General features: G+C 68.3%; 10 protein-coding genes. 9 read left to right on the plus strand and 1 reads right to left on the minus strand.

The genetic code is table 11. The features are described from left to right. Nucleotides 1-237: 237 nt before the first annotated feature. The 6 genes from eccD to H9Y04_RS04250 all read left to right on the plus strand — a co-directional run bounded on the left by eccD (nt 238) and on the right by H9Y04_RS04250 (nt 7,462). Entirely contained in the window at nt 238-1,752 is a 1,515-nt protein-coding gene (gene eccD, locus H9Y04_RS04225) for a type VII secretion integral membrane protein EccD (RefSeq protein WP_187812281.1), read from the plus strand. 201 nt (nt 1,753-1,953) lie between these two features. Then, the gene (gene rpsO, locus H9Y04_RS04230; protein WP_165333511.1) at nt 1,954-2,244 is read left to right on the plus strand and encodes a 30S ribosomal protein S15; all 291 of its coding nucleotides are present in this window, start codon (nt 1,954-1,956) and stop codon (nt 2,242-2,244) included. Nucleotides 2,245-2,604: 360 nt separating this feature from the next. Further along, nucleotides 2,605-4,833 (plus strand): polyribonucleotide nucleotidyltransferase, encoded by a 2,229-nt coding sequence (locus tag H9Y04_RS04235; RefSeq protein WP_187812282.1) that lies wholly within the window; start codon nt 2,605-2,607, stop codon nt 4,831-4,833. Then, the gene (locus tag H9Y04_RS04240) at nt 4,830-6,209 is read left to right on the plus strand and encodes a M16 family metallopeptidase (RefSeq protein ID WP_187812283.1); all 1,380 of its coding nucleotides are present in this window, start codon (nt 4,830-4,832) and stop codon (nt 6,207-6,209) included. Before H9Y04_RS04235 ends, H9Y04_RS04240 begins: the two co-directional genes overlap by 4 nt. A 43-nt stretch (nt 6,210-6,252) precedes the next feature. Beyond that, a complete protein-coding gene (gene dapB, locus H9Y04_RS04245; protein WP_187812284.1) occupies nt 6,253-7,008 on the plus strand; it encodes a 4-hydroxy-tetrahydrodipicolinate reductase in 756 nt (251 codons plus the stop codon). Nucleotides 7,009-7,015: 7 nt separating this feature from the next. Next, complete coding sequence (locus tag H9Y04_RS04250; RefSeq protein WP_187812285.1) at nt 7,016-7,462, plus strand: hypothetical protein; 447 nt, start codon at nt 7,016-7,018, stop codon at nt 7,460-7,462. A gap of 91 nt (nt 7,463-7,553) precedes the next feature. Here H9Y04_RS04250 and H9Y04_RS04255 read toward each other — a convergent pair whose 3' ends face one another. Beyond that, a complete protein-coding gene (locus H9Y04_RS04255; RefSeq protein ID WP_187812286.1) occupies nt 7,554-8,108 on the minus strand; it encodes an SCO5741 family PH domain-containing membrane protein in 555 nt (184 codons plus the stop codon). Between the two features lie 244 nt (nt 8,109-8,352). Here H9Y04_RS04255 and H9Y04_RS04260 point away from each other — a divergent pair, with 244 nt between their 5' ends. The 3 genes from H9Y04_RS04260 to H9Y04_RS04270 all read left to right on the plus strand — a co-directional run bounded on the left by H9Y04_RS04260 (nt 8,353) and on the right by H9Y04_RS04270 (nt 11,604). Continuing rightward, nucleotides 8,353-8,589, plus strand: a complete 237-nt coding sequence (locus H9Y04_RS04260; RefSeq protein WP_187812287.1) for a hypothetical protein — start codon at nt 8,353-8,355, stop codon at nt 8,587-8,589. A 285-nt stretch (nt 8,590-8,874) separates the two neighbouring features. Further along, complete coding sequence (gene dapA, locus H9Y04_RS04265; protein ID WP_187812288.1) at nt 8,875-9,774, plus strand: 4-hydroxy-tetrahydrodipicolinate synthase; 900 nt, start codon at nt 8,875-8,877, stop codon at nt 9,772-9,774. 144 nt (nt 9,775-9,918) lie between these two features. Beyond that, on the plus strand, nt 9,919-11,604 hold the full coding sequence (locus H9Y04_RS04270) for a ribonuclease J (protein ID WP_187812289.1): 1,686 nt from the start codon (nt 9,919-9,921) through the stop codon (nt 11,602-11,604). The last annotated feature ends 552 nt before the right edge of the window (nt 11,605-12,156 follow it).

Consider the following 12,156-nt stretch of genomic DNA (forward strand, 5'->3'; position numbering starts at 1 on the left):
CCACGGGACAGGCGGGCGGTAGGGTGTCGCGGGATACGGATGAGGTAAGCACCACGGCAGGTGTTCCGGTAGTACGCAGCCGCGAACCAGCGCAAAATTCTGCGGCTTCACGGAACGTCTTGCGAAGGCCTTGCGAACCTCCGCGCACAGGGTCTTGCGAACTTGCGTACACAGGGTCTTGCGAACTTGCGTACACAGCACAGAGAACGAGCTTCACGCATACGAGGGGGAGCAGCAGTGAGTACGACCGTCCAAGCGCCGGCCTCGGGCGCGGCCGGCCACCCCGGCCCCGGAACGCCGGCCGCCGGCGGCACCGGCTTCTGCCGCGTCACGGTCGTGGCCCCCGACAGCCGCGTCGACGTCGCCCTGCCCGATGACATCCCGGTCGCCGATCTCTACCCCGAGATCCTGCGCCTGTCCGGACAGAGCCCGGCGCCCGGCGCCCCCGTCGGCTACCACCTGGTCCGCCGCGACGGCACCGTCCTCGACAGCGCGGGATCGCTCGGCACCCAGCGCATCCTCGACGGCGAGCTGCTCTCGCTGCGCCCCTTCGCCGAGTCCCTGCCGCCGGCCGTCTTCGACGACGTCTCGGACGCGGTCGCCTCGGCCGTCGCCAAGGACCGCACCCTGTGGTCCGACGGCCTGATGCGCGGCGCGGGCCTCTTCGGCGGCTCGGTGCTCCTCGTTCTCCTGGCCTTCGTCCTGTGGACCTCGGGCCGGGGCCACGACATGCACGGTCTGCCGGGGATCCTCGCGGCCGTCGCGGCCGTCTCCCTGCTCGCTCTTTCGTGTGTACGGGCCCGGGTGTACACCGACCGCGCCTCGGCGGTCGCCTTCGGCGTCGGTGCGCTGGCCAACGCGGCCGTCGCCGGATCCGGACTGCTGCCCCCGGCCACGGGCCAGGGCATCGGCAAGCTGCAGTTCCTGCTCGCCTGTGCGGCGGTCCTGCTCTTCTCCGTGATCCTGATGATCGTGACGCCGAGCGGCGACGGCCTCTTCGTGGCCTTCGTCTTCGCTTCCACGATCGGTCTCCTGGTCACCTTCGTCGCGATCCTCACGGAGATCGAGCCGATCGAGTCCGCCGCGGCCTGCTCCCCGCTCGCCGTCGGCGTGCTCGCCTTCCTGCCCGGCCTCTCGGCCCGCTTCGCCCGCCTCCCCATCGGCTTCGAGCCCCCTCGTACGACGGTCGGCGACTACGGCAACGGCGACGACCGCACCCCGCAGGGCCCCGTCGACGCCGAGCGCATCGCCGCCCAGGCGCGGCGCGGCCACGAGCTCCTCGTCGGCCTGGTCGGCGGCTGTGCCCTGGTCGCCGTCGTCGCGGCGGGCGTGCTCGGCTTCTCGGACAACCTCTGGGGCCAGCTGCTCGCCTTCGCCACCGGCGTCGCGCTCCTGATGCGCGCCCACCTCTTCCGTTACACCGCCCAGGTCGGCTGCGCGCTCGCCGCCGGTCTCGCGGCGCTTGTCCTGCTCGGCCTCGGGCTCGCCCTGAACCCGCCGCTTGAGCTGTGGAAGGGCGCGCTGCGCGGCGACGACGCGGCCCTCGACCTTCGGATGATCTGGCTCACGGCCGCGATCGCGCTCTGTGCCGCCCTGATCACGGCGATCGGACTGATCGTGCCCAGCAAGGGCGTCACCCCGTTCTGGGGCCGCTTCCTGGAGATCGCCGAGTCCATGGTGCTGCTCACGCTGCTCCCGCTGTGCCTGGCGGTCTTCGACGTCTACCACTCGATCCGGGCTCTGACGTCCTGACCTGCACCCCTCGTGGTAAGGCGCGCCACGCCCGGCTGGTACGCTGTGTAACGGCCGTTTGTGTACGCATCCCCGGACCAGCCTGCGAAACCAGGCTCTGGGGCTCGCGCCCAGCGGATCCCCGCCTCCCGAGTCAAGGAAGCTCCCCTGAGATGTAGACCAGGGGCACTCGGTGGCAATCACTGACTAAGAGGAGTTCGAGTGTCCCTCGACACCGCCACGAAGAAGCAGATCATGGCCGAGTTCGCCACCAAGGAGGGTGACACCGGCTCCCCCGAGGTTCAGGTCGCCATGCTCTCGCGTCGCATCTCCGACCTGACCGAGCACCTCAAGACCCACAAGCACGACCACCACTCCCGTCGTGGTCTGCTGATCCTGGTCGGCCAGCGTCGCCGCCTCCTGCAGTACCTGGCCAAGAAGGACATCCAGCGCTTCCGTGCGCTGGTCGACCGTCTCGGCATCCGCCGCGGTGCGGCCGGCGGCGCCAAGTAAGACGCCATGAAGGGAGCGGTTCCCACTCTTAGGGGGCCGCTCCCTTTGCTGTACGTGCGCAGTGTCACCAAGGCTTTGTAGTCTGGTCGCACAACGCAACAACGAGGGAAGCGCCCCGACAGCGCCGCCGCCGGTCCTCGGTAGTGGCCCCCGGGGCCTCACAAAGGCCTGATCCCAGGCCCGCAGGCAACCCCGGGTGCTTCGATCGAAGACCGGCCCGCACCCAAGGCGCGCTTCTCCGCCCCGTCCGCCGCCATGAGGCGGTCAGGACACCAGTCCCCCGCCATACGGGCGGTCCCGGACTAAAGACGCATACGTACGCAGACGCACGCGTACGACCGAACGTAGGAGAAACCGCTAGTGGAGAACGAGACCCACTACGCCGAGGCCGTCATCGACAACGGCACCTTCGGCACCCGCACCATCCGCTTCGAGACGGGCCGCCTCGCCAAGCAGGCCGCCGGCTCCGCCGTGGCGTACCTGGACGACGACACGATGGTCCTCTCGGCCACGACCGCGTCCAAGAAGCCCAAGGACCAGCTCGACTTCTTCCCGCTCACGGTGGACGTCGAGGAGCGGATGTACGCCGCCGGCAAGATCCCCGGCTCCTTCTTCCGCCGTGAGGGCCGCCCCTCCGAGGACGCCATCCTCACCTGCCGTCTGATCGACCGGCCGCTGCGCCCGTCGTTCAAGAAGGGCCTGCGCAACGAGATCCAGATCGTCGAGACGATCATGGCCCTCAACCCCGACCACCTGTACGACGTGGTCGCGATCAACGCCGCCTCCTGCTCCACGCAGCTGGCCGGCCTGCCCTTCTCCGGCCCGATCGGCGGCACCCGTGTCGCGCTGATCAAGGGCCAGTGGGTCGCGTTCCCGACGCACACCGAGCTCGAGGACGCCGTCTTCGACATGGTGGTCGCCGGTCGCGTCCTGGAGGACGGCGACGTCGCGATCATGATGGTCGAGGCCGAGGCCACCGAGAAGACCATCGAGCTCGTCAAGGGCGGCGCCCAGGCGCCGACCGAAGAGGTCGTGGCCGCCGGCCTCGAGGCCGCGAAGCCCTTCATCAAGGTCCTCTGCAAGGCCCAGGCCGAGCTCGCGTCGAAGGCCGCCAAGCCGACCGGCGAGTTCCCGGTCTTCCTGGACTACCAGGACGACGTCCTGGAGGCCCTGACCGCCGCCGTCTCCTCCGAGCTCTCGCAGGCGCTGACCATCGCCGGCAAGCAGGAGCGTGAGGCCGAGCTGGACCGCGTCAAGGAGATCGCCGCCGAGAAGCTGCTCCCGCAGTTCGAGGGTCGCGAGAAGGAGATCTCCGGTGCGTACCGCGCGCTGACCAAGAAGCTGGTCCGCGAGCGCATCATCAAGGACAAGGTCCGCATCGACGGCCGTGGCCTGACCGACATCCGTACGCTCGCGGCCGAGGTCGAGGCCATCCCGCGCGTGCACGGCTCGGCGCTGTTCGAGCGTGGCGAGACCCAGATCCTGGGCGTCACCACCCTGAACATGCTCCGCATGGAGCAGCAGCTGGACACCCTTTCCCCGGTGACCCGCAAGCGCTACATGCACAACTACAACTTCCCGCCGTACTCCGTCGGTGAGACCGGCCGCGTCGGTTCGCCGAAGCGCCGCGAGATCGGCCACGGTGCGCTCGCCGAGCGCGCCATCGTGCCGGTCCTGCCGACGCGCGAGGAGTTCCCGTACGCGATCCGTCAGGTCTCCGAGGCCCTCGGTTCCAACGGCTCGACGTCCATGGGCTCGGTCTGCGCCTCGACCATGTCGCTCCTGAACGCCGGTGTGCCGCTGAAGGCCCCCGTCGCCGGTATCGCCATGGGTCTGATCTCCGAGGAGATCGACGGCGACACGCACTACGTCGCCCTCACCGACATCCTCGGTGCCGAGGACGCGTTCGGTGACATGGACTTCAAGGTCGCCGGTACGAAGGAGTTCGTGACCGCGCTCCAGCTCGACACCAAGCTCGACGGCATCCCCGCCTCGGTCCTGGCCGCCGCGCTGAAGCAGGCCCGCGACGCCCGTCTGCACATCCTCGACGTGATGGTCGAGGCGATCGACGTTCCGGACGAGATGTCCCCGAACGCGCCGCGCATCATCACCGTCAAGATCCCGGTGGACAAGATCGGTGAGGTCATCGGCCCCAAGGGCAAGATGATCAACCAGATCCAGGAGGACACCGGCGCCGACATCACGATCGAGGACGACGGCACCATCTACATCGGTGCCGCGCAGGGCTCGCAGGCCGAGGCCGCGCGCGCCACGATCAACGGCATCGCCAACCCGACCATGCCGGAGGTCGGCGAGCGCTACCTGGGCACCGTCGTGAAGACGACGACCTTCGGTGCGTTCGTGTCGCTGCTCCCGGGCAAGGACGGTCTGCTGCACATCTCGCAGATCCGCAAGCTCGCCGGCGGCAAGCGTGTGGAGAACGTCGAGGACGTGCTCGGTGTGGGCGCCAAGGTCCAGGTCGAGATCGCCGAGATCGACTCCCGCGGCAAGCTCTCCCTCATCCCCGTCATCGAGGGTGAAGAGGCCGACAAGGCCTCGGAGGACAAGAAGGACGACGCCGACAAGTGACGTCCCGTAGCACCGCGGCGACGGCCCGTACCTCCTCGGAGGTGCGGGCCGTCGCCCGTACCCAAACGCTTCTCAAGGGCAGCAACGGCATCGGTACGGTGCGTCGTACCGTCCTGCCCGGTGGTCTGCGCGTGGTCACCGAGACCCTGCCCTCCGTACGCTCCGCGACCTTCGGCATCTGGGCCCACGTCGGTTCCCGCGACGAGACCCCGGCGCTCAACGGCGCGACGCACTATCTCGAACACCTCCTGTTCAAGGGCACCAAGCAGCGCACCGCGCTTGACATCTCCGCCGCGATCGACGCGGTCGGCGGCGAGATGAACGCGTTCACGGCCAAGGAGTACACCTGCTATTACGCGCGGGTGCTCGACACCGATCTGCCGCTGGCGATCGACGTGGTGTGCGACATGCTCACCGGCTCGCTCATCGAGCAGGCGGACGTGGACGCCGAACGCAACGTGATCCTCGAAGAGATCGCGATGACCGAGGACGACGCCGGCGACTGCGTGCACGACCTGTTCGCGCACACGATGCTCGGCGACACCCCCCTCGGCCGCCCGGTCCTCGGCACGGTCGACACGGTCAACGCCCTGGACGCGAGCCGGATCCGCCGCTTCTACAAGAAGCACTACGACCCGCGCCACCTGGTGGTCGCCGCGGCCGGAAACGTGGATCACGCCAAGGTCGTACGCCAGGTCCGCGCCGCCTTCGAGAAGGCCGGCGCGCTCAAGGCGACCGACGCCACCCCGATCGCTCCGCGCGAAGGACGGCGCATCCTGCGCGCGTCCGGCAAGGTCGAGCTGATCGAGCGCTCCACCGAGCAGGCCCATGTCGTTCTCGGCATGCCCGGTCTGGCCCGTACCGACGACCGGCGCTGGGCGCTCAGCGTGCTCAACACCGCACTCGGCGGCGGCATGTCCTCCCGCCTCTTCCAGGAGGTACGGGAGAAGCGCGGCCTGGCGTACACGGTCTACTCGTACACCTCGGGCTTCGCGGACTGCGGTCTGTTCGGCGTGTACGCGGGCTGCCGTCCCTCGCAGGTCCACGACGTCCTGAAGATCTGCCGCGACGAGCTCGACCAGGTCGCCGCGCACGGTCTGACCGACGAGGAGATCACCCGCGCGATCGGCCAGCTCTCGGGCTCCACCGTCCTCGGTCTCGAGGACACCGGTGCGCTCATGAACCGGATCGGCAAGAGTGAGCTCTGCTGGGGCGAGCACATGTCGGTGGACGACATGCTCGCCCGGATATCGGCGGTCACCCCCGACGAGGTACGGGACGTGGCCCGCGACATCCTGGGGCAGCGGCCCTCGCTGTCGGTGATCGGCCCGCTGAAGACCCGCCAGGCGGCCCGGCTGAGCGAAGCGGTCGCCTGACCTCACCGCTGACGTCGCCCAACTCCCGTAAGGAATCAAGTAGATGAGCAAGCTGCGTGTGGCGGTCCTCGGCGCGAAGGGCCGTATCGGCTCCGAGGCCGTTCGCGCCGTCGAGGCCGCCGAGGACATGGTGCTCGTCGCGGCACTCGACCGCGACGACAAGATCGAGACGCTGACCGAGACGGACGCCCAGGTCGCCATCGACCTGACGCACCCCGACGCGGTCCTGGACAACCTCGCCTACACGACGACGCACGGCATCCACGCCGTCGTCGGCACCACGGGCTGGACCGACGAGCGCATCGCCCAGGTCCAGGACTGGCTGGCGAAGTCCCCGGCGACCGGCATCCTGATCGCGCCGAACTTCTCCATCGGCGCGGTCCTCACCATGCAGTTCGCCCAGCAGGCAGCCCGGTTCTTCGAGTCCGTCGAGGTCATCGAGCTGCACCACCCCAACAAGGCCGACGCCCCCTCGGGCACGGCCCACCGCACCGCCCAGCTGATCGCGGCGGCCCGGGAGAAGGCAGGCTGCGCCCCGCAGCCCGACGCCACTTCCACGGCCCTCGACGGCGCCCGCGGCGCGGACGTCGACGGTGTGCCGGTGCACTCCGTACGGCTGCGAGGTCTGCTCGCACACCAGGAGGTGCTGCTCGGCGGCGAGGGCGAGACGCTGACGATCCGTCATGACTCGCTGCACCACAAGTCGTTCATGCCGGGCATCCTGCTCGGCGTGCGCCGCGTGGTGGACACTCCGGGCCTCACCTTCGGCCTGGAGAACTTCCTGGACCTGGGCAACTGACGAGCCGATGCGCGCAAAGGTCACCTATTTCGCCCTGGCCGCCGCCCTGGTCGCGTACTTCGTCCTGGTCGGCAGCCGCGGTGTGCTGCTCATAGAGCAGGGCACCGTGCTCACCGTCACCTTCGGTGTCGCGGTGCTCATCCTGCCCCTCATCGGTCTGTGGTTCCTCTGGAAAACGACTCAATTCGCTCGCAAGGCGGGGAAGTTGGCAGCGGAGCTGGAGGCCGAGGGCGGCCTGCCGGTGGACGAGCTGAAGCGGCTGCCCAGCGGCCGTATCGACCGCGACTCGGCCGACGAGGTCTTCGCCCGCCGCCGCGCCGAGACGGAGGACGCGCCGCACGACTGGCGCTGCTGGTTCCGCCTCGCGGTCGCCTACCACGACGCGCGGGACACCCCTCGCGCCCGTAAGGCGATGCAGCGGGCGATCGCCCTGCACGAGCGCACGCCGGCCTGAGCCGCCGGCCGTACGAAAAGAACCCCGCCCGGCTTCACTCGAAGCCGGGCGGGGTTCTTCCGCGTACGGAGTCTCTTTCGCGTACGGACGATCAGCGCGCCTGCCGGTACTCGTAGGCCCAGGCCTCGACGGTGTCAGCGGCCCGCTCGAAGGCCTCGGGCCGGCCGAGGAAGTCCCCGTTGTGCGAGGTCATCAGCGGGTCCGTGAGGGGCTTGCCCTGGCCCGGTACGAGGAGGACCGCCTGCCCCTGCACGGTGCGCGGAAGGCCGAGCCAGCGCACCGGCTGCTGCGTGGTCCGTACGGAGGCCACCTGGTCCCACGGCACGGTCCTGGTCGCGAAGAAGCCGACCCGGCGCACGCCCCGCGCGCTCACCCAGGTGCCGACCCGCAGCAGCCGCAGCGAGGCCACGATCACCAGGAGCGCGCCGATACCGCAGGCGGCACCCGCGGAGGGCGCGTCGGCGAGGGCGATGATCATGGCGGCGAGCAGCATGTACGAGGCCAGGAGCAGCAGCAGCGCCGCGGCACCGACCCGCCAGGGACCCGGCCGGTAGGGACGGCGCCACTGGTCGCGGTCATCGAATGGCAGCGCGACGTCGTCCGCCTGGTCGAATGCGCGGTCGGCCGTAAGGAAGGCTAGGGGCACGACGTAATCCTCACTCAAGCCCGCTCGAAGGTTTGCTCGGTGAGGCTACCCAGGCATTCCACGGGCGACCAGTCCCGGGGGTCCGAGGGGGTCCGTGCCGCGCCGTTCAGGCTAGGACCGGTATGTGTGGGTCCCGTGTTCTTCGCTGAAATTTCCGTTTTCAGGGCACCTTTGTGCGGTTACGCGCGTCTGTATGGGTACGAGACACCCAGCAGTCACGAGTGAGCAAGGAGATGCGCCCACCATGTTCCGTCGGCGAGAGCCCGTTCCGTTCGCCTTCATCGCCGAAGCCGACAAGTACCGCAGCAATGTGACCCCGCCTCCCAAGGAGCGCCCCACTGCCGGCCAACTGGTCGGCCGTGCCCTCGTGGGCCTCACCGTCGTCACCGGTCTGGTGGGCGCCCTGCTGTTCGGGATGCCCGCCCTGTCCCCGGACAGCTCCCCGGCGCAGACGCAGCACTCCGAGGCCGCCGACCGCTGAACCGGCACCGCGGCCGAAGTGCGCCACGCGCCATGCCGCGTTCACCAAGTACGGTCACGTCCCTCCGTGACGGTGAGTGAGCACCTTCAGGGCCGCCGTCCCGAACCTCCTTGCGAAGTGTCCGTATTGCGGCATTTCGAGAAGTTCATCTAGCCTGATCAAACGGACCCGGCACTGCTTGAACCCCCGAGCAGGCAGTGCCGGGCTCCTTTTGTCACGCCCCGTCACGCCCGGCGCCTCCCCCGAGGGGCGACCACGCACTGAGCAGCGAGTAGCGTGTTACCCATGGCTCCGATCTCGACTCCGCAGACCCCCTTTGGGCGGGTCCTCACCGCCATGGTCACGCCCCTGACGGCGGATGGCGCTCTCGACCTGGACGGCGCTCAGCGACTGGCCGCCCATCTGGTGGATGCAGGCAACGACGGCCTGATCATCAACGGCACCACCGGCGAGTCCCCGACCACCAGCGACGCGGAGAAAGCCGATCTCGTACGAGCCGTACTCGAGGCGGTCGGCGACCGCGCCCACATCGTGGCCGGCGTCGGCACCAATGACACCCACCACAGCATCGAGCTGGCCCGGGCCGCCGAAAAGGCAGGCGCGCACGGCCTGTTGACGGTCACGCCGTACTACAACAAGCCGCCGCAGGAAGGCCTCTACCGGCACTTCAAGGCGATCGCCGACAGCACCGAGCTGCCGGTGATGCTCTACGACATCCCCGGCCGAAGCGGCGTCCCGATCTCCACCGAGACGATCGTGCGCCTCGCCGAGCACCCGCGGATCGTCGCCAACAAGGACGCCAAGGGCGACCTCGGCCGCGCCAGCTGGGCCATCACCCGCTCCGGCCTCGCCTGGTACTCCGGCGACGACATGCTCAACCTCCCGCTGCTCTCGGTCGGCGCCATCGGCTTCGTCTCGGTCGTCAGCCATGTCGTCACCCCCGAGCTGCGCGCGATGCTCGAGGCCTACAACTCCGGTGATGTCCGCAAGGCCACCGAGATCCATCAGAAGCTGCTGCCCGTCTTCACGGGCATGTTCCGCACGCAGGGCGTCATCACCACGAAGGCCGCGCTCGCCCTCCAGGGCCTGCCCGCCGGACCGCTGCGCCTGCCGCTCGTGGAGCTCTCCGCCCAGGAGACCGAGCAGCTCAAGATCGATCTCGCCGCCGGCGGGGTACACCTCTGAGTACAGCCTCGGCTGACCACAGACTTCACAACTGAATACGCACGACCCATACGAACCATCTGAACGCGACAACTGCATCGCACGAACGTCATGCGCGCCACGTGCCTTCACGAAGGACGTGGCGCGCATGGGTAGGAGAGTCTTTTGAGTCATCCGCATCCCGAGCTCGGCTCCCCGCCGAAGCTTCCCGAAGGTGGCCTCCGCGTCACCCCCCTCGGCGGCCTGGGCGAAATCGGCCGCAACATGACGGTCTTCGAGTTCAACGGCCGCCTGCTCATCGTCGACTGCGGTGTCCTCTTCCCCGAGGAGGAGCAGCCCGGAATCGACCTGATCCTGCCGGACTTCAGCAGCATCAGGGACCGCCTCGACGACATCGAGGGCATCGTGCTCACGCACGGGCACGAGGACCACATCGGCGCCGTCCCCTATCTCCTGCGCGAGAAGGCGGACATCCCGCTGATCGGTTCCAAGCTCACCCTCGCGCTGATCGAGGCGAAGCTCCAGGAGCACCGCATCCGCCCGTACACCCTCGAGGTCAAGGAGGGCCACCGCGAGCGGATCGGCCCCTTCGACTGCGAGTTCGTGGCGGTCAACCACTCCATCCCGGACGCGCTGGCCGTCGCCATCCGCACCCCCGCGGGCATGGTCGTGCACACCGGTGACTTCAAGATGGACCAGCTGCCGCTCGACGGCCGGCTCACCGACCTGCACGCCTTCGCGCGTCTGAGCGAGGAGGGCATCGACCTCCTCCTCTCGGACTCGACGAACGCCGAGGTCCCGGGCTTCGTCCCGCCGGAGCGCGACATCTCCAATGTCGTACGGTCCGTCTTCGCCGGAGCGCAGAAGCGCATCATCGTGGCGAGCTTCGCGAGCCATGTGCATCGCATCCAGCAGGTCCTCGACGCCGCGCACGAATACGGCCGCAAGGTCGCCTTCGTCGGCCGCTCGATGGTCCGCAACATGGGCATCGCCCGTGACCTGGGCTATCTGCGCGTGCCCGCCGGACTCGTCGTGGACGTCAAGACGCTCGACGATCTGCCGGACCACGAGGTCGTCCTCGTCTGCACCGGCTCCCAGGGCGAACCGATGGCGGCCCTGTCCCGGATGGCCAACCGCGACCACCAGATCCGGATCGTCCAGGGCGACACCGTGATCCTGGCGTCGTCCCTGATCCCGGGCAACGAGAACGCGGTCTACCGCGTGATCAACGGCCTGACCCGTTGGGGCGCCAACGTCGTCCACAAGGGCAACGCCAAGGTGCACGTCTCGGGCCACGCCTCGGCCGGCGAGCTCCTGTACTTCTACAACATCTGCAGGCCCCGCAACCTGATGCCGGTGCACGGCGAATGGCGCCATCTGCGCGCCAACGCCGAACTCGGCGCCATGACCGGCGTCCCGCAGGATCGGATCGTCATCGCCGAGGACGGCGTGGTCGTCGACCTCGTCGAGGGCAAGGCCAAGATCGTCGGCAAGGTCCAGGCCGGATACGTGTACGTGGACGGCCTCTCGGTCGGCGACGTCACCGAGACCTCGCTCAAGGACCGGCGCATCCTCGGGGACGAGGGCATCATCTCGGTCTTCGTGGTGGTCGACTCCTCCTCCGGAAAGATCACCGGCGGCCCGCACATCCAGGCCCGCGGCTCCGGTATCGAGGACTCGGCGTTCAGCGCCGTCATTCCGAAGATCAACGAAGTACTGGAGAAGTCGGCGCAGGACGGTGTCGTCGAACCCCACCAGCTGCAGCAGCTCATCCGCCGCACGCTGGGCAAGTGGGTCTCGGACAACTACCGCCGACGCCCGATGATCCTGCCCGTCGTGGTCGAGGTCTGACGCCTCTGACCTGGGCAAACGTCGTCCGACTCGGAGCGGGCCGTCTCGATTTGCATCGAGGCGGCCCGCTCCAGTACGTTTACGGCTCCGCCAGACCGGGAACCCGGCGCACTCGTGCGTACGGACAGGCCCGGAGCGGGTGGAAATTCCGACTCAGAATCTCTGATAAAGTCGGACTCGCCGGAAAGGGAAACCGCCGAAAAGCGGAAACCCCGAAAGGCACCGAGGAAATCGACTCGAAAGAGTCTGATAGAGTCGGAAAAGCAAGACCGAAGGGAAGCCCGGAGGAAAGCCCGAGAGGGTGAGTACAAAGGAAGCGTCCGTTCCTTGAGAACTCAACAGCGTGCCAAAAGTCAACGCCAGATTGACAACCCCGTCTCGACCATCATGGTCGGACGCGGTTCCTTTGAAAAAGTCCATCTACGGATGGCACATCAGCGAGGACGCTGAGAACTGGGAGCTTATTCCGCTCCTGGTTCCGCTCAACGCGGATGGTGACCCGATTACGGGTAAACATTCACGGAGAGTTTGATCCTGGCTCAGGACGAACGC

Origin of the sequence: Streptomyces polyasparticus (assembly GCF_014493765.1) — a bacterium.
Lineage (GTDB): Bacteria > Actinomycetota > Actinomycetes > Streptomycetales > Streptomycetaceae > Streptomyces > Streptomyces polyasparticus.

Coding starts and splice junctions, on each gene's coding strand:
- dapB (WP_187812284.1), top strand. CDS start 6,253: ATGAGCAAGCTGCGTGTGGCGGTCCTCGGCGCGAAGGGCCGTATCGGC.
- H9Y04_RS04260 (WP_187812287.1), top strand. CDS start 8,353: ATGTTCCGTCGGCGAGAGCCCGTTCCGTTCGCCTTCATCGCCGAAGCC.
- H9Y04_RS04250 (WP_187812285.1), top strand. CDS start 7,016: ATGCGCGCAAAGGTCACCTATTTCGCCCTGGCCGCCGCCCTGGTCGCG.
- dapA (WP_187812288.1), top strand. CDS start 8,875: ATGGCTCCGATCTCGACTCCGCAGACCCCCTTTGGGCGGGTCCTCACC.